Below are 22,680 nucleotides of genomic sequence, written 5' to 3'. Positions count from 1 at the left end.
CTGGACAAATATCCGCGAGCAAAACGGCGTGCGGATTGGCTCCCGCTTCACGTTGAAGGACAGAAGGCGTTATGCAAAAAAGCTTGCGGGTACTGCGTTCTCGACATCTGCTTGAGCCAGCGGCTCTCCTGCTGGTTTTGCTGATGTCACTGGCTGCTGGCGTGTTCGTCTGGACCGCTGACGAAATGCGGGAGGGCGAGACCCTGCTGCGTGATCGGCAGTGGCTGCTCTCCCTCCGTGCGCCCAATGACGTGGCGACATTGTTGGGCGGCGCCTCTGCGCTTCAGCTCGCTCGGGAAGTGACCGCGCTGGGTAGTCCCTGGTTCCTTGTGCTGCTGGTCGGGGGTGTTGGTGGGGTTTTGATTGCGATGCATCAGCGGCGTTTGGCACTCTTTATCGTCGTGGCAACGTCGGGGGGTGCACTGCTCAACACGGGCCTGAAGCACGCGTTCGAGCGAGCGCGACCCGACCTGGTGCCTCACGAGGTGATCGTGGCGAACGCCAGCTTCCCCAGCGGACACGCGTTCGGGGCGGCAATGGTGTACTTGACACTGGCGGCATTGCTGACTTTTCGGATGCAGCCCAGGGCAGCGCGCGTGATCTTGCTGGTGCTGGCCATCGGTGTGGCGCTGGCTGTGGGCGTGAGTCGTGTTGCATTGGGCGTGCACTGGCCCAGCGATGTGCTGGCCGGCTGGGCTGCGGGCTCAGCTTGGGCGTTGGCGAACTGGATTATCGCCAACGCGACAGGCTGGTTTGACGCTCGCGACCGGTCTGAATCCGCTTGAAAGGGACCGCATTCCACCGCGCAGAACTTGAATTCAACCCACGGCGGTGGTGATGGGAACGCGAGTTCCGGGCTAGAAAACCTGAGGGCGACGACCCCTCAGCGTGTCTCTCTGCCCCACCGTTCAAGTGACTGCGAATGCCAGCACCACCGCGCCGAGTGCCAGAAGTGCCAGAGCCGTCAAGAACACCCATTCCGCATACCCCTCCAGACGAGAGCCAAACCGCTCGGACCGCATCGACATGAATGACAGCACGGCGCTGGCCAGGAACACCAACGCGTCGACCGCCATGAGTTTGTCGACGATTACGCGACGCGTCATCAAAGGGCCAAGCAGGCTGATGTAGAGCGTCGTCATGCACACACCGGTCATCGTGGCCGATGTTGGCAGGATGTGAGCCGAGAGTCCATTGCTTGTAGGTCCCCCGGCATGGTCGGGCGGATGAAGAGCGGTCCGCTTCGTCATGCGTGGACCCACGCATGACGCACTGGCCGTTGCGCCGTCTTGTGTTCCATCAGCCTACCTGCACCGGCACAAAAATCTTCTCGCCGTCGCGTTGAATCAACAATGCCACGGACTTCTTGTTGCTGGCCACCGCCGCACGCACTTGCTCAATGTTCTTCACTTGCGTACCGTTGATGGCCATCAGAACGTCGCCCGCTTGCACTCCTGCCATTGCGGCGGGACCAGCAGCCTCTTCAATGAGCAGCCCGTCAACGCCGGCAACGCGCCGTTCCTGAGGCTCAAGCGCGCGCAGAGCCAGACCCAGTTTGCCTTTGTCCGCGGCACCAGTGCTCTTGGCCATCTGCACTTTCTTGGTGACAGCGTCGCCCAGCTTGGCCGCGAAGTCCTCGCGCTTGCCTTGGCGCCAGACTTCGAGTGTCACCACTTCACCCGGCGTGGCTTGGCCGATCAGGGCGGGCAGATCACCCGAAGCAACGATGGGCTGACCATTGACCTTGCGAATCACATCGCCGTATTTCAGCCCCGCTTGCTCGGCGGGGCTGCCGGCATCCACGCTGGACACCAGAGCGCCCTCGGGTTTGTCAAGCTTGAATGAGTCGGCCAAAGCCTGATTCACCTCTTGGATCGCTACGCCCAGGCGTGCGTGGCTGGCCCTGCCTGTGGCGACAATCTGGTCCTTGATCTTGTTGACCAGGTCGATCGGGATGGCGAAGGACAAGCCCTGGTAGCCGCCCGTGCGGCTGTAAATCTGCGAGTTGATGCCCACCACCTCGCCGCGTGCGTTGAACAGCGGTCCGCCGGAATTGCCCGGATTGACGGCAACGTCGGTCTGGATGAACGGCACGACGCTGTCCTCGGGCAATGAACGGCCCTTGGCACTGACCACGCCCGCACTCACGCTGTTCTCGAATCCATACGGGGAGCCGATCGCCAGCACCCATTCTCCGACCTTCAGATCATTCGAGTTCCCCATGGTCACCGTGGGCAGGTCTTTTGCGTCAATCTTGAGAACGGCCACGTCGGTCTTGGGATCCGAACCCAGGACTGTGGCCGTGTACTCACGGCGATCCGTGAGCTTGACGGTCACGACCTGCGCGTCGCGCACAACGTGGGCGTTGGTCAGAATCAATCCATCCGCACTGACAATAAAGCCAGATCCCTGACCCCGCACTGGCGACGCTCGGTCTCCCGGCTGGCCGTCACTGGGACCTTCAAAGCGCTTGAAAAACTCGGAGAACGGGTCGCTGGGGTCCACGCCCTGCGGAGCTCGGCGGTGGGCTGCCGGCGCTTCTCCTGATTCACTGGAGACTTGTCGCAGGCCACTGACACTGATGTTCACTACAGCAGCACCGTTGCGTTGGGTGATTTGCGAGAAGTCGGGCGCGCCGTTGATGCCGGGCATTCCCATGGTCGAGGTAGCAGGAGAGACGGCCTGGGCAACGATGCTCGGCGCCTCGGCACGAGCGTGCGTGCCAGACACAAAATTTGCGCCTGCGCCGCCGAGGATGCCGGCTGCGGTCAATGCAAGAACAAGGCGTGTGGAAGTCATGGAACGGGTGGTCATGTGAACTCCTGAATGGGAAGATGTTGAACAGGTGGCCAGTGTGTTGCCGGACACTTAGACAGTTCTTAATCTTCTTGTGGACGACCACACGCCCCCATCAGAAGTGCGCTGCCCAGTTCAGTGTGCTCAGATCCAACCGCGCGAATACCAGACACTTTTCAGTTGTGCATAGATGATGGGAGCACTCACGAGTCCAGCGATACCGAAGAGAGCTTCGAGCACCAACATGGATGTCAACAGTTCCCAAGCCTGAGCACGGATTCTTTGACCCACAATGTGCGCATTGAGAAAATACTCCAGCTTGTGAATGCCCACCAACCATCCCAGCGAGAGTGCCGCCACGCCCAGCGAGTGGGTCAGACTGACCCCAACAATCATGGTGTTGGAGACCAAATTGCCCAACACAGGCACCAAGCTGGCGACGAATGTCGCAACCACGAGCGTGCCGGCCAGCGGAATGGGCGTCCCCAACAGAGGCAGCACGCCCAACAGGTACACCGCGGTAAGCGCTGTGTTCACGGCAGCGATTCGAAATTGAGCGAACACCACGGCCGTGAAACTGGTGACGAGGCCATCAAACTGGTTGCTGACGGCCAAACTCAGGGGAGGTTTGCGCTCGACACCGACCTCCCGATCTGCCCGTTGAAGCGTGAGCAGTGCACCGATCACGATACCTGCGAGGGCGTACCCCAAGCCTCGAACGGTGTGCCCTCCCCAAAGTTGTACTTGTGCGGCGTGCGACGTGAGCCAACCCACAGCAGCGGTTCGCAGCGTCTCAAGCGAAGCCGGCACATGGCTGGCCAGCCACGGTGGCAACGTCAGTCGCAACTGATCCAGCGCCGCAGCCATTTGTTGAAGGACCGCTGCATAGCCACCGCCCGCGGCCGTTGCCTCGGCTGCTTGCTCAACCAGCAAAGACGTCGTCAGCACGACCACCAACACAAACAAAATCAAACCCCACCCCTGCGAGTGGCGCAGCGCCGGCCAGATACGGCGGAGCATCGCAGATGTAGCGCGCGAACCGCCGAAGGTGAGCAGTGCGGCGAACAACGCAGGCGTCAGGTGCAGCGACAGGATGGGCACCCACAGCAGCGCAACACCCACCACCGAAATGGCAGCCGTGCTCAGTTTGAAGTCGGTTGGTTGGATCATGCTTCGGTTTTCTCACTCATTTCATGCCAGGTGCGAACACATCTGACCGATGTATAAGGAGCGCCCGGGGCACGTGTTTTCTCGAGCAGGAATGCCTCTCTGAAGACGGTACCGCAACAAGCTCATCAACGTCGCGCCTCTCGCCTCACGGACTGCGAGGGCACAGCCAAATGGACTTGGGCGCTCCTGCGCAGCCTCCTGGCGCGGCACTACGACGCGACGGAATCACTGGGCAAAGGGTCGCGCTGCGATTGATCAACACGTTCCGTGGACATCCGCTTGTTGACCAGCGCGGCGACATCGATCAAGGCGCCCGTCAGGCCGATACCCCCGGGCGCTGCGAGATACCTCGATCGCCACACCGGCCCAAACTTGTTCTTGTAAGCGCGCAGACCTTGAAAGTTGTAGAACTGTTCTCCATTGCGAAACAGTGCCGTTCCCAGCCGATGCCACAGCGGCGCCAGGGGGCGTGAATCCAATCCGGCAAGGGGTGCCATCCCCAGGTTGAAGAACGCATACCCCTCATGAGCGCCCCAAAGCATAAGCTCTGTGAACAGGAAATCCATGGTTCCATCAGGAGCGTCATGCCGGTGTCGCATCAGGTCAATCGACAACTCCCCCTTGCCATCGGCGGTCCAGAGATTGGCAAATGCCACGATTTGGTCGCCATGCTTGACCACCCCAAAGCGGAAGTGACGCAGATAGGGCTCATCAAAACGGCCCAGCGAGAATCCTTTCTCATGTGCGCCCTTGCTGCGAAGCCATGAGTCAGACACCTCCCGGAACTCCTCCATCAAGTCCGCCACTTGAGCCCCCGACACAATCTCGAAACTCATCCCATCTCGTTGGGCGCGCCTGTGCGTGCGTCGAAGATTGGCACGATGAGGACCGTCCAGAGAAAACTGGCCCAGAGAAACCAGCGCCTCTTCACCCATTTTGATCGCGACCAGCCCGAGATCTGCATACATGCCCAATCGGGTGTCCCCCACCTGGTAAAAAACCGGTCGTGCACCGTGTCGGTCTGTCATTTCCCGTATCCGCCACACGAGTCTCTCGGCCGCCTGCGGTGATCCGATCGGATCGCCCATCACTACCCAGCTGCGGCCCTGAACCTGGTACATCAAAAACGCGTCTTCCTCATCATCGAAAAGAATGCGCTTGTCCCCAAGCAAGGCCAGCGCTGCGTCCGCCACAGGCCACGTTTTGATGATTTCTGACACCTTCGCCAGATCGTTTGTTGAGGGAACCTCGCGTTCAACAGGCTGCGGCCTCAAGAGCTGCCACAGTGCCATGGTCAGAGTCAGGCCTGCAACGAGCACAGCCGCTCGAAGGTAACGCGGCGCATCACCCCGCAATGCAAACTGCCACCACAGGTCGGCGGAGTAGTCCACATGCTTGTATGAGAACAGCCCAAGCACGATTGTTGCGGACACAACCGCGGCAACAGCAAACCAATTCTCCGGCCCGAGAAGCCGCAAACCCATCCGAGCGGGCCGGTCGAAGACCGCTCGACTCGACCACAGAAGCACCCAAACCAGCGCCGCGATGATGGCTTCTTCAACGTCAACGCCCTTCAAAAGAGACACCAATACCCCTGCCACCAGAAGCCAGCTGACAAACTGGTGAGCCACTCGAATCCGGCGGTACAGCGCATGCGCCAGAACCACCATGGCCAGCCCGATGAGGCTGCCGGCCAAGTGAGAAACCTCAATCACTGGAAGCGGCACCAGTGTCAGGAGCAAGGACAGACGATCAAATTGGGCTGGAAGACTGCCCGACAACAGCAGCAGGGTCCCCGCCACAAACACCGCAACACTGACCACGGGTGGCGCGATCCAGTTGATCAATGGCTGGGTAAAGGCTTCCAGTTTTTTAAGTCCAGCGAAACTTCCTTTGAGAGACAACGCGCCACCCAGCGCGCCGGCAAGGCCCAGCGGCACGAAGTAGTAAATCACTCGATAGGCAAGGATCGACGCCAACAGCTGTTCGTGCGCAATGGACGGCAGGCCCAGGATCATCACGGCCTCGAAAACACCCAAACCTGCTGGCACATGGCTCACGACTCCCAAGACGACCGCAAGCACGAACACACCGAGGAAAACAGGCCATGCTGGCGCCGTGTCGGGTAGCAGCACCCAAAGAGCGAGTGAAGCCGCGCCCAGATCAACCACCGCGAGCAGAATTTGTCCCAGTGCCAGCAGCGGTCCAGGCGTGTGCATGACCCAGCTCTTCCATTGCAGGGATCGTGCCCCTCGCAAGGCCAGTCCCAGGTATCCCGCAGGGATCAGCAGCAGCAACGCCCCCGCAGCGCGTCCCCAAGCCGTGTTGATCTGCAGCGTTGCCAGCATGGATGGCGGCTCCAGCAGCAGAGCAAGCCCACCGCAGAGGGCAACGCCAACACCAAACGTTGTGCCGACGATCCCAATCAGCACACCGACTTCGCTGGCTGAAAGGCCCCAGTTGCTGTACAAGCGCATGCGCACCGCACCTGCGCTGACCAGCGCCACCCCCACGTTGTTTCCAATAGCGGTTGCCACGAACGAGGCCAGACACGTCCGCGTTGCGCTCAGGTGGTGTCCCAGTTGCCGCAAGGCAAGCGCGTCGTACCCCATCAAAGCCACGTAGCTCAGCAGCGTTGCCAGTCCCGCCCAAATTACCGAAGAGAGCGGAACAGCGTGCCAAGCCTGCTGAACGTCCACCAAGCGCAACGCGCCCAGCTGTTGATGCATCGCCCAGAACATCCACGCCAGCAGGACCGCGCCCGCCAGCGCGACCAGCCACCGCCATGGGATTGACGGCAGCCTTGCCGGCGGTGTACCTGCCGTGAAACTGGTGCTGACGCGGCTCACAATTTGGACGTGGGCTATAGGTTTGATTGCTGAAACGCAGCCGAGCGCCGATTGTCGACGCGCCTCACCATGTAGCTGCACCCCTGCACGATACTCCAGCCCACGGTGCCTCCCAACGCAAAACCGGCCAAGATATCGACCGGGAAATGAACCCCCGTTGCGACCCGGCTCCACCCGATCGCAAGAGCAGCGAAGGGCCCAAGCCAACGCTGCGATGACTTGGGGTTGCCCCACCAAACAGCCGCAGCGAAGGCGGCAGCAACCGTGGCATGGGTGCTTGGAAATCCAGGTGTGGACGCGTGCGCCATCCACTGGTGCCCAAGACCCAAAACAAATGGCCTCGAAGCGTCAATGACCGATGCCAGAAGGCGTGCGATCGGCAAGCTCAGCGCCATCGCGAGTGTGGCCTGAATGGCTGTGATGCGCCAGCGGGGGCGCCCAATTGCAATGGCCGAAATCACAGATGACAGTAGAAAACCGGGCAGGACGGTGGATGTCAGTATCGCCAATTTGACAAGCCACGGTGATGCATTGGCGCTGAGATTCAATAAATCGAACAGCTGAATGTTGACCGCGTTCATGGGGCGCTTTCGTGGGCAGTGAGGCTGGGGGCCGACGTGATGGGCGTGTGGCAGGTAGCCACAGCGACGGCGGGTAGCCGGGTGCCTGGTTCAGTTTGGGAGACACGGGAAGCGCTGCGTTCAGACGACCATCGAGCGCGTGCGCGAAGCGAAAACGCAACGCCAGGAGGGGCGCCATGCGCCCCTCCTGTGTTCGATCAAGAGTCGTCTTTGTCGTTGCCCTGGTCGGCCTCGTCGAGCTGGCTGGACAGGACCTTGCCGTCGGCCGCGTCGACCTTGACGTCGAAGACCTTGGCGTCGGCCGTGACGACCTCCACCTCGTAGTGCAAGGCGCCTCGCTCGCTCTCCAGCTCGGCCTTTGCGGCTTTACCGGTGGCATGTGCTTCAGCCGCCGTGATGGCCTGGCTCAGCGAGATCTTGGCTTTGGCCAGGTCGGTGACTGCGTCGTTTTCATTGGCCTTTGCAAAGGCCAGCGTGCCAGCCGTGGCCAGGCCAGCAGCGAGCAAGAGCGCGGAGATTTTGGTGTTGCGGTTCATGGTGAGTTCCTTTTGGGAGTTGTGTCAGGGCGGTACTGCCAACCGACAGATGAACTATCTCGCCCATGACTTAGGCCCCGCTTAGGCTTCACACTGGACCTCCCTGAATCCCTGGAAGTTTAGATTTCCGTACAGTTCGGCCGATGGTCATGGCCAGTGCGGGTGCTCATCGTCGATGACGTAGGCGTGGCCATGTGTTCCGTCGGCGATGACCGCATGAGCATGACCTGGCGGCAGATTGTCGTGACGATGTTCGATTGCGATGGGGTCGTCGGCAGACCAGAGCTTTAGAGCCAGCAGTGTGGCCACGCCAGCCAGCACACCGAGCGCGAGCAGGCTCGCCTCGATGCCACCGCGCGCGCCGAGCCACCCTGCCAGCGGATAGGTCAGCAACCAGCACGCGTGCGAAAGGGCGAACTGTGCCGCGAACAGCGCTGGCCGATCGCCCTCGTGTGCCGAACGGCGCAGCAGCCGCCCCGATGGTGTCTGCGCCAGCGCATAGCCCACGCCGAGCGCGAACCACAGCGGCAGCAGCGTGGCATAGCGCGACGCCGCGAACCATCCGGCAAGCAGCCCACAAGCGATCAGCGCAGCACCGCTGAACATCACTTGCCGCTCAGGTCTTCGGTCGAGCAGCGCCGGCAGGCACAGCGCCACCAGCATCGAGCCGCCGCCAAAGGCCGCCAGCGCCAACGCGGTCGCGTTGGGTGTCAGACCAAAACGGCCCTGAACCAGCACGACGGTGTTGACGATGACCATCGCGCTGCCGGCAGCGATGGCCAGATTCAGCGCCAACAGCCCGCGCAACCGGGGTGTTGCAAGGTAGATGCGAAGACCGCGCGTCGTGCGTTCGTAGATGCTGCGCGGCGGCCCCGGCTCCACGCGCGGCAGCATCACCGACAGCACCAGTGCCGCAGATGCAAGGAAGCCCACCACCGTGCCAACGTACAGGCCTTGGTAGCTGATGACGCCCAGCAGCAGTGCTGCGATGGCCGGGCTCGCCAGGTTCTCGAGGTCGTAGGCCAGGCGAGACAGCGACAGCGCTTTGGTGTAGTCGCGCTCGTCGGGCAGCACGTCTGGAATGGTGGCCTGGAAAGCCGGCGTGAACGCCGCCGAGCCAGATTGCAAGACGAAGATCAGCACGTAGATGTGCCACACCTCGCTGGCAAAGGGCAGCAGCAGCGCCACCGCTGCACGCATCAGGTCCAGTCCGACCAGCATCGCACGCCGCGGCAGCCGTTCGGCGAACGCCTGCGCGACGGGCGCCACCCCGATGTAGGCCAGCATCTTGATCGCCAGTGCGGTGCCAAGCACCGCACCCGCGTCGGACCCGGCCAGGTCGAAGGCAAGCAGGCTCAAGGCGACCGTCGCCAGGCCGGTGCCGAGCAAGGCGATGACCTGGGCGAAGAACAGTCGGCGATAGACGGTGTTGGAAAGCACGTCGAACATGGCAGATATCTCCGGTCATTGGTCCAATGAGAGCTCCCAAATCAAGTGGGCGTCGATCAACAGGCGGTGGTTCCAGCGCAGGGCTTCAGCGCGCGCCTCACCCGCTGCGCGCAGCGAATTCAGGGACTGGCGGCGGACGAGCAGCAGCGATTGCAAGTCCACCTCGCCGAGGGTGTAGGCGCGCTGGGTAAGGCGGGCACTCTCGCGCGCGGCCTCCGCGCCCCGCTCGGCGATGCGCCAGCGCTCGACGCTGCCAACGGCGTCCGCAAAGGTCTCTGCTATCTGGATCTCAGTGCCCTGGCGGGTGCGGTCGAGCGCCGCACGTGCAACCTCCACCTCCTGCAGCGCCTGTTGGAGTCGCCGCTCACGCACCGCTCCACCGAAAGGAATGTTGACGCTGATGCCGACCACGCGCTCGTTGCGGAAGGCTTCATTCGACGTGAACACGCCCACGGTCGGGTCCGCCACCTTGTCGGCCTGGGTTCGCGAGGCTGCAAGCTCGGCCCTGCGCAGCTGCGCGTCAGCCACTTTGAGCGGTCCGGCCCCAGCCAGGATGCGCTCGCGCCAGCGGACCTCAGGCCATGGCGGTTCGGTCGGGTCGGAGAACGCCCCCAGCGCCGGCGAGGCCTTCGGGAAGCGCAGCGTCAACTTGGCACGCGCCTTGGCCAGTGCGGAGTCGGCCTGGCTGGCCTGGAGTCTCACCTCGGCCAAGTCGGACTGCGCGATGCTGAGGTCCAGCTCCGAGGCATCGCCGGCACGTTTGCGCTTGTCGACGGCGGCCAGGTTGGCCTCTGCAAACGACAGTTGCTCCTTCAACAGCACTTGTGCGCCATGGGCTGCCTGCACATCAAGCCACAAATCCGACAAGGCGCGCGCCACCTCGCGCCTCGCTTCACCCACGCGGGCGCGGCCGATCTCAATGTCGGCCTCTCCCAGTCGGCGGTCGAGCCCGGCCTTGCCACCGATGCGGATGCCGCGCTCGACGCCGATCGACCATTCGGTGGTGTTGCCGACGCCGCCCACGTTGCGCCGCTGCGTGCTGGCGTTGGCCGTCCATTCGTGCGGCCCGGCGGCCAGCACCGCTGCACCGTGGCCGGCTGCGGCCAAGGCGCGTTGCGCCTCGATCACGGCCGGATCGTTGTCGATCCAGGCCACAGCCAGTTCGGTCGAGGGCAAATCTCTCGGCGTCGCCACGCCTTGTGCGGCAGCCACTGTGCCAATCAGCAGGGCCACGATCCCTGCCAGTCCAAATCGTTTCATGAAAACTCCCCTTCGAAGGCCAGCGGCGTGGCCCAGTAACGAACACCGGTACCGGCAAAGTCGCGTTGCAGCAGGTCGCGCAGCTGCCCGAGTTCCTCGGTGGTCAGCAGCACGTTGATCTGCATCGCTCGGCTGCGGCCCATCACCTGCTCGGTGGCGCTGAGCCGCTGCTGGCCACTGCCGTGGCTGTGGGTCGGCGTGCTGGTGAAGACCTCGCCGTCGGCCTGCGCCAGCAAAACGTCGAGCAGCTTCTCCTCCACCGTTGGTGGGCAGATCAGGGTCAGGCAAAAGTCAGCCATGGGCGACCTCCGTGGGCAGGGCAGCTTCGCGCTCGGCCGCGCGCGAAGCCGGACGCGGATGCGCAAAGCGCAGGTAGAGGATGGGCAGCAGAATCAGCGTCAGCGCGGTGGCAGTGATCAGCCCGCCGATCACGACGATGGCCAGCGGGCGTTGGATCTCCGAACCCGGCCCGGTGGCAAACAGCAGCGGGATCAGGCCGAAGGCCGTGATCGAAGCCGTCATCAGCACCGGTCTCAAGCGCCTTCGCGCGCCCTGCGTCACACTGGTGAGCAGGTCATCCCCTTCGGCGTGCAACTGGTTGAAGTAGCTCACCAGCACCACGCCGTTGAGCACCGCGATGCCCAGCAGCGCGATGAAGCCCACCGAGGCCGGCACCGACAGGTATTCTCCCGTGACCCACAGCGCCACGATGCCGCCGACCATGGCGAACGGGATGTTGCTCAGCACCAGCAAAGCCTGCCGGACCGAGCCGAAGGTGGAGAACAGGATCAGGAAGATGAACCCAATCGCCAGCGGCACCACGAGCGCCAGGCGCGCCGCGGCACGCTGCTGGTTCTCGAACTGGCCGCCCCAGCTGATGCGGTAGCCGGTGGGCAGCTTCACTTCGGCGTCCACCTTGGCCTTGGCCTCGTCGACAAAGCCCACCAGGTCGCGCCCGGTGACGTTGGCGATGACCACGCTGTAGCGGCTACCCATCTCGCGGTCGATCTTCACCGGGCCGCTTTCTCGGGTGAGCTTGGCCACGGTCTCCAGCGGCACGTTCTGCCCGTCTGGCGTGGCGATGCGCAGCGCGGCGAAATCGGCCGGTGAGAGCCGGACCATGTCCGGCCCGCGGATGACGATGGGGATGCGCTGGTTACCGTCGATCACGGTGCCAGCGCGCTGGCCCTCGATCTGCACGCGCAGCGCATCCTGCACGTCTTCCACCGAGAGGCCGTAGCGCCCGGCTGCTAGGCGGTCCACCACCACGCGCAGGTACTGCACGCCATCGTTTTCGACTGTGTAGACGTCCTGACTCCCCGCCACCGTCTTCATCAGCCCCTCAATCTGCGCCGCCAACTCGTTGAGCTTGGTGAGGTCGGGGCCGAAGATTTTGATGGCCAGGTCGCCGCGCACGCCGATGATCATTTCCGAGACGCGCATGTCGATCGGCTGGGTGAAGCTGTAGCTGATGCCGGGCATTTGATCCAGTACCTCGCGGATGCGATCGATCAGCGCATCCTTGCTCGCCATGCTCCATTCCGCACGCGGCTTCAGCACCAGGAAGGTATCGGTCTGGTTCAGGCCCATCGGGTCGAGGCCGATTTCGTCGGAGCCGGCGCGTGCGACCACGCCGGTGATCTCAGGGATGTTCTTCATCAGCGTCTGATGGACCATCAGGTCCAGTGCCGCTGTTTCCTCCAGGCTCACGGAGGGCAGCTTCTCGATGCCGACGATGATGTCGCCCTCATCCATCTCGGGCAGAAAGGTCTTGCCAACCTGGGTGTAGACGCCAGCTGCGAGCACCAGCAGGGCCCCCGCCACTACGAAAACCACCGTCTGCCGCTTCAGCGCCCAGGCCAGCGTCGGCTCGTACAGGCGCAGCAGTTGGCGCGGTAGCCAGGGTTCGTCGTGCGAGACGCGCTTAAGCAGGAACGAGGCTAGCACCGGGATCACAGTCAGTGACAACAGCAGCGAACTCGCCAACGCAAACACGATGGTCAGTGCGACGGGAATGAAGTACTTGCCCTCCAAGCCCTGCAACGTCAGCAGCGGCAGGAACACAGTAACAATGATCAGCACGCCTGCAGCCACTGGGACGGCCACCTCACGCACCGCGCGCAGCACGATGTGCAACCTCGGTAGCTTGCCGCCGGCGGTCTGCCGGCCCAGGTGCTGCACGATGTTTTCCACCACGACGATGGCCGCGTCCACCAGCATGCCCAAAGCGATGGCCAGACCACCCAGGCTCATCAGGTTGGCCGACATGCCGTAGCCCCGCATCAGAATGAAGGTGCCCAGCGCAGCCAGCGGCAGCACCACCGCCACGGCCACGGCGGCGCGCAAATTGCCCAGAAAGGCGCCCAGCAGCACCAGCACGATCAGTGTGGCCTCGAGCAGAGCCTTGGAAACCGTGCCCACGGCCTTCTCGACGAGCGAAGCACGGTCGTAGAAGACCTGCAGCGTCACGCCCGGCGGCAGCGTGGGCTGCAGTTCGGCGATCTTGGCCTTCACGCCATTCACCACCTGCTGCGCGTTGGCGCCGGCCAGGCCCAGCACCAGGCCTTGCACGGCCTCGGCCTTGCCGTCCTTGGTGACGACGCCGTAGCGCGTGGTGCTGCCGTCGCGCACCAGCGCCACGTCGCCCAGGCGCACGGCATTGCCGTCCTTGCGCGCCACTACCACTGCGCGCAGGTCATCCTGCGTCTTGATGCTGCCTTCGGTGCGTACCAAGAGCACCTCGCCGCCCTCACCGAGGCGGCCAGCACCGTCGTTGCGGTTGTTCGCTTCGACGGCGGTCTTGATCTGAGCCATCGACAGGCCCAGCGCTTGCAGCTTGGCCGGGTCGGGCAGCACCTCGAAGCTGTGCACCTTCCCGCCCAGGGCGTTCACGTCGGCCACGCCGGGCACCGCACGAAGCGCGGGGCGGACGACCCAGTCGAGCAGGCTGCGCCGCTCCTCCAACGTTAGCTGCGGCGCCTCGATCGTGAACATGAACATCTCGCCCAGCGGCGTGGTGATCGGCGCGATGCCGCCGGTGATGCCAGAGGGCAGGTCGCCGACGATGTTGTTCAGCCGCTCGGCCACCTGCTGGCGCGCCCAGTACAGGTCGGTGCCGTCCTGGAAATCGACCGTGACATCGACCAGGCCGTACTTAGTCACCGAGCGCAGGATGCGCTGCTTCGGGATCCCCAGCATCTCGACCTCGATCGGCACCGCGATGCGGCTCTCGATCTCCTCCGGGGTCATGCCCGGCGCTTTCATGATGATCTTCACCTGCGTGCTCGACACGTCGGGGAAGGCATCGATGGGCAGCGTGCGGAAGGCATACCAGCCGAAGCCGGCCAGCAGCACGGCGGCCAGCAGCACGAATAGGCGCTGCGTGAGCGCGAATTGCACGAGGCGGTTCAGCATGGTCGAACTCCCGTCGTGGAAAGCGGTATGAGTATGGTGTTCACTTGTCACCTCCGCTCTTGCCCTGCCACGCCGCCTTCAGCGCGATGACCGAGGCGGTCGCCACCTCCTGCCCGGGCTTGAGATCGCCGGTGACCTGCACCGAGGCGCCGGCACTCGATGCCACGCTCACTTGCCGGGCGATGAAGCCCTTGTCGGTGCGCACGAATACGAAAGCTTGGTCGTCCTGCCGCGTAACCGCCTGCAGCGGCAGCGCCCAGCCAGCGGCGTTGGCCGCAAACGGCACCCGAGCCTGCACCACCTCACCGGGGCGCAGCCGGCCGGCGCCACGCGTGACCTGCGCACGCAGCGTGACGGTCTGGCTGTCGCTGACCATGGCGCCTACGGACAAGGGTATGGCCACCGCATCTCGGCCCACGATCTCGATCTCCGCCTTGTTTTTCTCGAGCAGCGTGGCCGGCTGGCGGTCTGCCGGCATGGCGATGTCCAGCCACAAGGTCTGCAGGCTGGCCAGGCGCAGCAGTGCATCGGCCTCCTGCACGCGCTGGCCTGGCTTGATGTCGACGCCCAGCACCACCCCGGCGGCACGGGCCCGAACCACCACGCCGTCCTGTACCGTGCCGCCGGCGGCGATGCGTCGGATCGAACCTGCGTCGATACCCGCCAGCCGAAGCGCCGCCTCGGCCTGGCGCTGGCGAGCGGCATCGTCCTGCGCCGCAGACTCGGCCTCCTGTACTCGCCGCTCGGGAATGATGCCTTCGGTCAGCAGCGCTTTCTCGCGCTGCAACGTCTGCTGCGACAACCGGGCTCGGCTGGCGGCCTCGAGCAGCTTGAGTTGCATTTCCCCAAACTGCGGGCTGTTCAGCCGCAGCAGCGGCTGGCCGGCCTTGACGGCCTGCTGCTCGCCGACGAGCAACTGATCCACTACCCCTGCAACTGGCGCACTGACCATCTGTTCCTGCCCAGGGGGAAGCGTCACCTTGGCGGCATACGCGATGCCGGCGATGGCGGCTGGTTGTTCGAGTTTGAGCAGCGTGACGCCCAGCGTTTTCATCTGTTCGGCGGAAACGACGAACTCGGCATTGGGTTCGGCGGCCAAGGCAGGCACCAGCACGGCGTTGTTTAGAGCAAGGGACAGGTAAGCAGCAGCGCGCAAGGCGCCGCAAGAGCGAAGATGGATAGGCATAGGAACTCCACGAACAGAAGGCCTCGCCCCGATGCCGGGGCGAGTGCTAGCGCAGCGCGGGCGGCACTGCGGCGGGGCTTCAGGCGTGGACGGGCGGCGCCCTGCCGTGGGGCGGCAGGCTCTTGAAGGCACCGGCTCCTGCTCGGTGCCCGTCTGGTGGCCAGACCCATGCTGCGGCACGACTGGACGACCGCGGCGCTGAAACGAACCAATGTCCAGTAGCATGCTCATCCAAGGGCTCTGCACCGATCATCACTTCGATCGAACCTCGCAAGGCTGTGATCGAATGCGAGATGCTAGGTCCATCGTCCCGATCAACATGCGTGGAGACGCCAACGCTGTCTGCACCGAACAGTTCGCTCGGATGTTCTGCGGAGGCCGCGAGGCGTGCACCGACCGCCCAATCTCCGTCGTGGCGGTGAGCATGCAGTGGCGAGGTGATCAGATCGACGGCCAGCACGGCCACCAGCAGCCAGCTGAACACCAGACGCAGCAGCGCTGCGGCGTCGCAGGGACGCTGGTGCTCGGGCGGCTGGGCTGTCGGTGTCATGGCGGACGCGGGTTAGGTCGTGAGTGGGGTCGAATCAAAGGAGCTTGGTGACTAGCGTGAAATCGCCCAGCGCCTAACGCGACGAGGTGACGGATGCACCCAGGGCGTAGTCGAGACAGTGATCGATGTGGTCATAAATCAGTTGCTTACTCTCCGCAGCAACAGCATGCCACCGCTGCGCCACGTCAAGACAGACACCATCTTCCAACAACATATCAATCACGTTCATAAAATGGCCGTGGACCCACCTACGTGCCTTGCAACAGCGTCATGCGAAACGTGAATCCCAATTGATTCCACGGCTGCATCTTATCCTAGTGGGGAGGATACAGGCTTGGAGATTTGCGACGGGCGACCCTTAGGCCTAGCCATGTGTCCGACGGCGCCGCGGAGCAATACCGAACCGCTGATCAGCGACCCGTGAAGGGTCATTCCCTTCACTCTGGCCGCAGCCACCCACATCTTCACGAAGACGACCCCAGCGGGATTCAGCAGATGGTGGTGAAAACGCCAGCGACACCGAGCAAGGTGAGGCTCACGCGCCTGCATCTGCGGGAGATTCGCGACCAGTTTCTTTAGGGCGATTTTTCGGGGCCCACCCGCATTCATGGCCAGGACATGCCCGGTCTGGCCGAGTTGAAGGCGTCCAGCCCGGGTCACATTGCCTCACCTACAAGGATATCCATTCCAACGCCGAGCTGAGCTACTCCCCGGGAAACGCAGCGCTCGTGTCGGCGTTGCAGCGGTGGTTTGGCGCCCAGTTATCCGACATGGCGAGGACGCCATGCCGGCCTCGGCGGCATGAAGAAGCCTGGAGCACGCAGCGATCAATCAGAACGTGCTGCTGATCTGTGCGGCTAAATGTGAAGAGTCAAGAGGTTGTTTCTTGACGAGCTGAGTCTGGACATGGGAGGCAATCCGCCGATGCCACTTTGGGGGCGGCGCCAGTTGTAGTGGTGTTGCCAGCCGGCCAGGGCCTGTGTGCGGTGCTCCGAGTTCTGGTAAATCCAACCGTAGGCCCACTCGCGCAGAGCCGACTGAATGAAGCGCTCGGCCTTGCCGTTGGTTTGTGGTCGGTAGGCCCTGGTGAACTTGTGCACGATGCCCAGCGCCTGGCAGGCCCGTGCGAACTCGCGCGAGCGAAACGCCGCGCCGTTGAGCTCCCCCACGGGCTGAGCGTAGATGCAGTTGTAGATGCAGTTGTAGATGGTCTCGTGTGACACGCGGTGCTCATGGCTTCTGGGAAAGATGCAGGCCAGTGTCAGGGCAATCTGTTCGGGTGACCAGCGCTGCTCCAGGAAGTGACGCATCACCCCGAACAGGAGGCCATCACGATGGAGCTTGCCTAGTGGGCGGCCCTGCAGACGCCGCCGTTGGGCGCAGGCACGCGCTGGGGTGCTGGCGTAGCCTGCCGGCTGAGCATTGCGCCGCAGCTCGCGGCTGACCGTGCTCGGGGATCGCCCCAAGACTTGGGCCATGGCGCGAACGCTGTACTTATGCTGGATCAAGCTGGCCAGCGTCACGCGGTCTTCAGGCTGGAGGTGTTGGTAACGCCTGGCTGGGGTGCTTTGCATCTGCGGACCTTACTCGGTGGCAGGTGTTGCACTTCAGACTTGAATCCGCCCGATTTCAATCAAATATCTCACCCAACCAAGACTTTCGCTTCTTGTAGTGTCCACCCGAACGGCCATGATCAGAATCGACGAAGTCTGGTCGACGCTGCTGCAAGGTGCTCTGAGGCTGCTGAGCTTGAGCAGGGGACACCGCCCGCTCTATCAGCTTGTCTAGCTCACCGCGGTCAAGCCACACCCCCCGGCACTGTGGACAATAGTCGATTTCGATACCTTGGCGCTCGGACATAACCAGCGTGGCTTCGGCGCAATGAGGACATTTCATTTGTTATTCCTTGATGAGAACACTGGGATGACCGTGTATCGCCGATTTGCTCGACACACAAGCCGCAAACCACCATTGCCAAGCACACGGGTGCTGGAAAAAGCACTCCATTTCCATGCATCGATCTTCGCACGCTTTGCCTCCGAACCTCCTCTACAAGTTCGTTTGTCGAGCTGATCAGGCAGCCGCTTGCTCATGCGCACTTCGTCGATGCTCGATGCCCCGGCGCGCGTCAATGTAGTTGTCGCCTGAGTCACGCAGCCTTGAGCTGAGTATGTTGAACGCAGGCAGCCATCTTGACCACCTCGTCGCGTTCGGGATTGAGGGTCACCACGTCGATGAGCGACCAGTCTCTGGTAGCGCCCGACCAGCGCGCCGGGTGGCGCTCCTGGGCCTGGAGATACAGCGCGTGCGGCCAGGATGGCCTGATCCTGCCCGGTGTGGCGCTGCTGCGGGCTCACATAGTCGATGAGGTAAGCCGACATCTGCAGCAAACGCTGGTCACTGCCTTGCCCGATCTCGCCATCGAGACGGTAGCGCTGCAGCGCACCCAGGTAGTCCGCATAGCCGAGATCCCTGCGCAAGCCCTCAAAAATTGCCCAGTAGCGTGCCGCACTGGTGGCACCGAACTCAATCTCCAGGTGGCTGCGCAGGTCGGCGATGACCTGGTCGTTGTCGAGCAACGTGTTGTCCACGTCGAGCAGGAACACGATGCCCTCGTTAGCATCGCCCCCGGTTTGTGCCCGTGCGACGGTGGATGCAAACGAGGCCATTCGGATCAGAGGCTGTTGTGGATGGCGGTGGCGGCGATGGCAGCATGGCCGACGGCCACACCGATTTGGTCGAGCGCGTTCGCCACATCGCCTGCGGCGTACAAGTTGTCGATGTTGGTGCGTCCATGCGCATCGGTGACGATGCTTCCCGACGCGCTGAGTGCGGCGCCCAGGGACGCCGCCAATTGCGTTCGAGGATCCACGCCGAGACCGGCGTACAGCACGTCGAAACGGTGCACGGCGCCATCCTCCGTCGTCACCAGCGCGTGCTGGTCGTGGTCGACGCCGAGATGCCGGGCAAGGCCCGCCAACCGGCGCACGCCAGCGCGCCGCAAGACGGGTTCCAAGTCTTCGTTGGATCCTTCGACTTCGACGAACCACACGTCGCTGCTGAAGGCTTCGAGGAGGAAGGCGGCTTCCCTGACGCCGTGACTCGAGTTTCCGATCACGCCGATACGCTGGCCCGTGTGTTCGTAGCCGTCGCACACCGGGCAGTAGCGCAGCAGGTCGGCGGCCTGGACCATATCGGCGCCGGGCAGCGGCGGCAGCCTGTCCTTCACGCCGGTGCACAGCAGGATGTTGCGCGCCAACAGCCGTTCGTTTGCAGGACCTCCCGTCAGATCAATCACAAACAAGCCGTTGGCGCTGCGTTCGATGTGGGCGACCGTGTCAGCGATCACATCCCCGCCGGCCTGGCGCAGGTGTCGCTGCATCAGGTCCAGCAACTGCGCCCCGGCCACGCCGTCCGGGAAGCCCGCCACATTGTGCGAACGCGAGATTTTCCGGGCACGACCAGCGCCAGCGTCGATGACGCGCACCCGGCGATGAAAGCGCCGCAGGTAAAGGGCTGCAGTCAACCCGGCGGGTCCGCCGCCGACCACCACGCAGTCCAGGATGTCGCTGCTGTCAAGGCCTGCAGCGCTGGCTCGCTCATCGGATGTCATCACGCTGGCCTCTCCGCATGGCCGCCGAACCCGTGCTGCATGGCCGACAGGACCCGCTTTGCAGAGTCGACATCGCCGCGCGACGTGAAACGCTCGAACGGCGCGGCGCTGAGCACCGGCACCCCTGCATTGATGGCCGTCTGGATGGTCCAGCGGCCTTCTCATGAATTCGACACACGGCCACCATTCCGACCAGCTCGCGATCCTTCGGCGGGGCAGTGGCGGTCAGGTCGAGCAGCCATGACTCAATGACGCGGGCGCGCCAACACAGCTCGGCAATCTCCGGCAGGTACATTTCGAACCGACACAACCCGGGATCGCGCAGCGGCGTGGTCTCGGCACCGGGCCGGGCTTGCTCTGGTCGGTCGTGCCGGCCGACGTTGGCACGGCGAAGGATGTTCAAGCCTTCTGCGTAAGCCGCCATCACGCCGTGGTCGATGCCGTTGTGGGCCATCTTGACGAAGTGCCCGGACCCTTGTGGGCCGCAGCGCAAAAAGAAGCCTGATTCCGCCGTGCTCGCGCCGGCCCTACGGCCAGAAATCCGCAGTGCAGCGTCGATGCCCGGCGCCAAGGAAGACAAAGTCGGCCACCAACCTTCGACCACACCCAGATCACCATGCGCCCCATCGGCAACCTCGGCCGGCACCGTCAACCAGCTCGTTCGCGGCTGGCCTAGCTTGGAGACCATCTCCTTCAACCACGCGGCCCCAGTGGCGCCGTGCTTGACAAGACCAGCGCCAGGAGCCGGCTGCACGTCGTGAACCACGCACAAGTGACTGTCGCTGAGCAAGCGCCGCACTGTGCTGGCACTGCCTCGACCCAATCCAACCATACCGATTTGCATCCGGCTTCCCTTTTGATGAGCCATGAGCGCGGATGGGTTGTAAGGACGTCCCCGCGGGGTGAAGTGACCATTCGAAGTCACGAAGCGCTGGCAGCACCAACCCGAGAATACGAAGGTTCCAGGCTGCGCGTCTGTGCGCTGGCCTACCCAGACAGGAGCGGTACCGCGTGTGGTGCGGTGCCACGCCCACGCACGCGGTCATCTTGATGGTCAGGTCTGTGCCCAGCTCCATGCCCGCGTTCTCGCCAGCACGCTCAAAGGCCAACAGTCCCAGCGCCACCGGTATCGAACTTGTGTCCGTCTTGGGTGGTGCGGCGTGGTTAAAGACTTCGATTCAGCAACTGCGTGCGACTCAGAGGTACGCCAGCGCACAGTCAATGCGAGCATCTGTGCCGATGATGGTCAATCCGCCTTCTGGCACTTTTTAGGAAGTCACATGAACCAACAACTCACCACAAAACGCTTCACCGCTGTCCCTGTCAAGGCTCTGTGTGCCATTTCGCTGACTGTTCTCATGTCCCTGTCGGCGCAGGCACAGTCCTCGCCAGCCACTGGCCCAGCGACGATGCCTATGGCCGATATGCACAAAGGCGCCAAAGGGGCACACGACATGAAAGGTTCCATGATGATGGGCATGGAGGAAATGCAAAAGATGCCCATGTCGGGCGACACCGACAAGGACTTCGCAATGATGATGAAAATTCATCATCAGCAGGCTTTGAACATGGCCGAGATGCAGCTCAAGACTGGCAAGTCACCCGAGATGAAGGCCATGGCAAAGCAGATCATCGTGGCGCAAAAGAAAGAGATTGCTCAGTTCGACAAGTGGCTTGCCAAGCAGAAGTAATTTCGCGCTTTGTGCGGGCCCGGCGGGCATACCACTCAGCTCACCAACACGATCTGATGGAGTCCCTCCAAGGCCGCAATGAGCGGGCATGGCACCTTGCCCCTTGATGCGCCACACAGACGGATCAGCTCCTCCAGCGCACCTTCCATCCGGCGCAGGTCCTCCAGCCTGGCCCGCACATCCGCGAGCTTGGCCTGTGCTTTGGTTCGGGCTTGCACACAACTGGCGCCATCGTCGAGCTGCAGCAGTTCGGCTATCTCGTCCAAGCTGAATCCCAGGCGCTGCGCCGACTTGATGAAATGCAGTCGAGATCGGTCCGCTTCTGCATAGCGCCGAATTCCGCCGCAGCGGCGCAGCGGCTCAGGCATCAATCCCTTGCGCTGGTAAAGGCGGATGGTCTCGACATGGACCTCGGCGGCCTTGGCCAATCCGCCGATCGTCATGCTGGGCTCACCGCGTGTGTGGATATCGCTCATGTCGCTTGACTCCGTACTTGGGTACGGCGTTAAGGTTATCCCATGCCACCGCACACCACCACCCCAAACACACCCACCTTCGGTCCCGCTACTGAGCACGGCGGCAAAGCCCTGCTGGCCGGTGGTCTGGCTGCCCACTTTGCATCGGCCTGCTGCCTGGGTCCTCTGGTGCTGATCATGGTGGGCATCTCGGGTGCCTGGATCAGCCATCTCACGGCCTTGGAGCCCTATCAACCGCTGTTCATGGGTGCATCGCTGGCGGCGCTGTTCTTTGCTGCAAGAAGCATCTGGAGGCCAGCGCCTGCCTGCGAACCAGGTCAGGTGTGTGCGATTCCCCGCGTCAACCGCACCTACAAACTGCTGTTCGGTGTCGTGGTGCTGCTGCTCGCCACCGCGATGGCATTCCCGCTGATCGCCCACTGGTTCTATTGATGAAAGGCCTGGCTGTGAAACACATCTTGATCGCTGTCGGATTTGTGCTGAGTCCGCTTGCATGGGCAGCGCAGCAAACCGCCACGCTCTCCGTCCCCGGCATGTCCTGCGCCACCTGCCCGATCACGGTCAAGAAGGCGTTGACGAAACTGGGTGGCGTGGTCGACGTGAAGTCCAACCTGGGCAGGCGGGAGACCACGGTGGTTTACGACGATACCCAGGTTTCATTGGACGCTCTGATCCGGGCGACCAAGGACGCCGGCTTCCCGTCAACCGTCACGGGAGTCAGGCCTTGACCGAGGTGCTGCTGACGTCGGTGTTGACCTGTCCTCAGTGTGGGCATGCCAGAGCTGAACTCATGCCCACCGATGCATGCCAATGGTTTTATGAGTGCGAAGCATGCCACGCGGTCCTTCGGCCGAAGGCGGGTGACTGCTGCGTGTTCTGCTCCTACGGAACGGTGCCGTGCCCACCGATGCAAGAGGGAGGTTCAATGAGTGGCGGCGGGGCCTGCTGAGTTTATGCTGACCAAGATGTAGTCGCTCCTGCAAAACCCCTGACGCCCGCATGAATGCTTATGTTTCGGGGTGATCACGGATACCCAAAACTCCCGGTTTGAATTCCAATAGGCATCAGTTTCTGGGAGATTTTGATGTTCGCTGATGCCGCTACCGACG

The 22,680-nt window shown here is 63.0% G+C and carries 22 protein-coding genes and 4 pseudogenes; 5 read left to right on the top strand and 21 right to left on the bottom strand.

Annotation, left to right across the window (positions count from 1 at the left end):
* Positions 1-71 precede the first annotated feature (71 nt).
* Entirely contained in the window at positions 72-785 is a 714-nt protein-coding gene (locus KXJ60_RS00890) for a phosphatase PAP2 family protein (protein ID WP_291123425.1), read from the top strand.
* Between the two features lie 123 nt (positions 786-908).
* Here the strand turns inward: KXJ60_RS00890 and KXJ60_RS00885 are convergent, their stop codons facing one another.
* The 19 genes and pseudogenes from KXJ60_RS00885 to KXJ60_RS00795 form a co-directional block, all read right to left on the bottom strand.
* Positions 909-1,142 carry a hypothetical protein gene (locus KXJ60_RS00885; protein ID WP_291123423.1) on the bottom strand — a complete coding sequence of 78 codons (234 nt, stop codon included), beginning with the start codon at positions 1,140-1,142 and terminating at the stop codon, positions 909-911.
* Between the two features lie 157 nt (positions 1,143-1,299).
* Complete coding sequence (locus KXJ60_RS00880) at positions 1,300-2,814, bottom strand: Do family serine endopeptidase (RefSeq protein WP_291123421.1); 1,515 nt, start codon at positions 2,812-2,814, stop codon at positions 1,300-1,302.
* A 126-nt stretch (positions 2,815-2,940) separates the two neighbouring features.
* Positions 2,941-3,966 (bottom strand): permease, encoded by a 1,026-nt coding sequence (locus KXJ60_RS00875; protein ID WP_291123420.1) that lies wholly within the window; start codon positions 3,964-3,966, stop codon positions 2,941-2,943.
* Between the two features lie 209 nt (positions 3,967-4,175).
* Positions 4,176-6,815 (bottom strand): bifunctional lysylphosphatidylglycerol flippase/synthetase MprF, encoded by a 2,640-nt coding sequence (gene mprF, locus KXJ60_RS00870; protein WP_291123418.1) that lies wholly within the window; start codon positions 6,813-6,815, stop codon positions 4,176-4,178.
* A 14-nt stretch (positions 6,816-6,829) separates the two neighbouring features.
* Positions 6,830-7,396: a phosphatase PAP2 family protein gene (locus KXJ60_RS00865; protein WP_291123417.1), complete on the bottom strand. Its 567-nt coding sequence runs from the start codon at positions 7,394-7,396 to the stop codon at positions 6,830-6,832.
* A 197-nt stretch (positions 7,397-7,593) separates the two neighbouring features.
* Complete coding sequence (locus tag KXJ60_RS00860; RefSeq protein ID WP_291123416.1) at positions 7,594-7,932, bottom strand: PepSY domain-containing protein; 339 nt, start codon at positions 7,930-7,932, stop codon at positions 7,594-7,596.
* 147 nt (positions 7,933-8,079) lie between these two features.
* Positions 8,080-9,381 carry an MFS transporter gene (locus tag KXJ60_RS00855; protein WP_291123414.1) on the bottom strand — a complete coding sequence of 434 codons (1,302 nt, stop codon included), beginning with the start codon at positions 9,379-9,381 and terminating at the stop codon, positions 8,080-8,082.
* Positions 9,382-9,396: 15 nt separating this feature from the next.
* Positions 9,397-10,614, bottom strand: a complete 1,218-nt coding sequence (locus tag KXJ60_RS00850) for a TolC family protein (protein ID WP_291123412.1) — start codon at positions 10,612-10,614, stop codon at positions 9,397-9,399.
* Between the two features lie 23 nt (positions 10,615-10,637).
* Entirely contained in the window at positions 10,638-10,940 is a 303-nt protein-coding gene (locus tag KXJ60_RS00845; protein WP_291123410.1) for a DUF3240 family protein, read from the bottom strand.
* Positions 10,933-14,055, bottom strand: coding sequence for a CusA/CzcA family heavy metal efflux RND transporter (locus KXJ60_RS00840; RefSeq protein WP_291123409.1), 3,123 nt, complete (start codon positions 14,053-14,055; stop codon positions 10,933-10,935). Before KXJ60_RS00840 ends, KXJ60_RS00845 begins: the two co-directional genes overlap by 8 nt.
* A gap of 40 nt (positions 14,056-14,095) precedes the next feature.
* Positions 14,096-15,241: an efflux RND transporter periplasmic adaptor subunit gene (locus tag KXJ60_RS00835; protein ID WP_291123407.1), complete on the bottom strand. Its 1,146-nt coding sequence runs from the start codon at positions 15,239-15,241 to the stop codon at positions 14,096-14,098.
* Between the two features lie 79 nt (positions 15,242-15,320).
* The gene (locus KXJ60_RS00830) at positions 15,321-15,791 is read right to left on the bottom strand and encodes a hypothetical protein (RefSeq protein ID WP_291123405.1); all 471 of its coding nucleotides are present in this window, start codon (positions 15,789-15,791) and stop codon (positions 15,321-15,323) included.
* A gap of 857 nt (positions 15,792-16,648) precedes the next feature.
* Positions 16,649-16,948: pseudogene (locus KXJ60_RS00825) on the bottom strand (integrase core domain-containing protein); the annotation flags it as partial.
* Between the two features lie 276 nt (positions 16,949-17,224).
* A pseudogene (locus tag KXJ60_RS00820) lies at positions 17,225-17,365 on the bottom strand (helix-turn-helix domain-containing protein); the annotation flags it as partial.
* Positions 17,366-17,420: 55 nt separating this feature from the next.
* Positions 17,421-17,687, bottom strand: a complete 267-nt coding sequence (locus KXJ60_RS00815; RefSeq protein WP_291123403.1) for a zf-TFIIB domain-containing protein — start codon at positions 17,685-17,687, stop codon at positions 17,421-17,423.
* A 253-nt stretch (positions 17,688-17,940) separates the two neighbouring features.
* Positions 17,941-18,157: pseudogene (locus tag KXJ60_RS00810) on the bottom strand (hypothetical protein); the annotation flags it as partial.
* Positions 18,149-18,460 (bottom strand): annotated as a pseudogene (locus tag KXJ60_RS00805) (HAD family hydrolase); the annotation flags it as partial. The pseudogenes KXJ60_RS00810 and KXJ60_RS00805, both read right to left, overlap by 9 nt.
* Positions 18,461-18,465: 5 nt before the next feature.
* Complete coding sequence (locus KXJ60_RS00800) at positions 18,466-19,404, bottom strand: NAD(P)/FAD-dependent oxidoreductase (RefSeq protein ID WP_291123452.1); 939 nt, start codon at positions 19,402-19,404, stop codon at positions 18,466-18,468.
* Positions 19,391-20,092, bottom strand: a complete 702-nt coding sequence (locus KXJ60_RS00795) for a hypothetical protein (RefSeq protein ID WP_366017791.1) — start codon at positions 20,090-20,092, stop codon at positions 19,391-19,393. Before KXJ60_RS00795 ends, KXJ60_RS00800 begins: the two co-directional genes overlap by 14 nt.
* 592 nt (positions 20,093-20,684) lie before the next feature.
* On the opposite strand from KXJ60_RS00795, the gene KXJ60_RS00790 reads away from it, so the two are divergent.
* A complete protein-coding gene (locus KXJ60_RS00790; protein ID WP_291123401.1) occupies positions 20,685-21,095 on the top strand; it encodes a DUF305 domain-containing protein in 411 nt (136 codons plus the stop codon).
* 35 nt (positions 21,096-21,130) lie between these two features.
* Here KXJ60_RS00790 and KXJ60_RS00785 read toward each other — a convergent pair whose 3' ends face one another.
* Positions 21,131-21,571, bottom strand: a complete 441-nt coding sequence (locus KXJ60_RS00785) for a MerR family DNA-binding protein (RefSeq protein ID WP_291123399.1) — start codon at positions 21,569-21,571, stop codon at positions 21,131-21,133.
* Positions 21,572-21,613: 42 nt separating this feature from the next.
* On the opposite strand from KXJ60_RS00785, the gene merT reads away from it, so the two are divergent.
* The 3 genes from merT to KXJ60_RS00770 are packed head-to-tail and all read left to right on the top strand — an operon-like array spanning position 21,614 to position 22,520.
* On the top strand, positions 21,614-22,003 hold the full coding sequence (gene merT / locus KXJ60_RS00780; RefSeq protein WP_291123397.1) for a mercuric ion transporter MerT: 390 nt from the start codon (positions 21,614-21,616) through the stop codon (positions 22,001-22,003).
* A complete protein-coding gene (gene merP / locus KXJ60_RS00775) occupies positions 22,003-22,299 on the top strand; it encodes a mercury resistance system periplasmic binding protein MerP (RefSeq protein ID WP_291123395.1) in 297 nt (98 codons plus the stop codon). Before merT ends, merP begins: the two co-directional genes overlap by 1 nt.
* Complete coding sequence (locus KXJ60_RS00770) at positions 22,296-22,520, top strand: GDCCVxC domain-containing (seleno)protein (RefSeq protein ID WP_291123394.1); 225 nt, start codon at positions 22,296-22,298, stop codon at positions 22,518-22,520. The genes merP and KXJ60_RS00770 overlap by 4 nt, the downstream gene beginning before the upstream one ends.
* On the opposite strand, the gene KXJ60_RS00765 is transcribed toward KXJ60_RS00770, so the two are convergent.
* A partial coding sequence (locus KXJ60_RS00765; RefSeq protein ID WP_291123459.1) for a hypothetical protein occupies positions 22,494-22,680 on the bottom strand: 187 nt, incomplete at its 5' end. The genes KXJ60_RS00770 and KXJ60_RS00765 overlap by 27 nt on opposite strands.

The organism is Hydrogenophaga sp. (genome assembly GCF_019264445.1).
GTDB lineage: Bacteria > Pseudomonadota > Gammaproteobacteria > Burkholderiales > Burkholderiaceae_C > Hydrogenophaga.
Note: the sequence above shows the minus strand (reverse complement) of the source record. Positions and strands in the feature narration are given on the sequence as shown.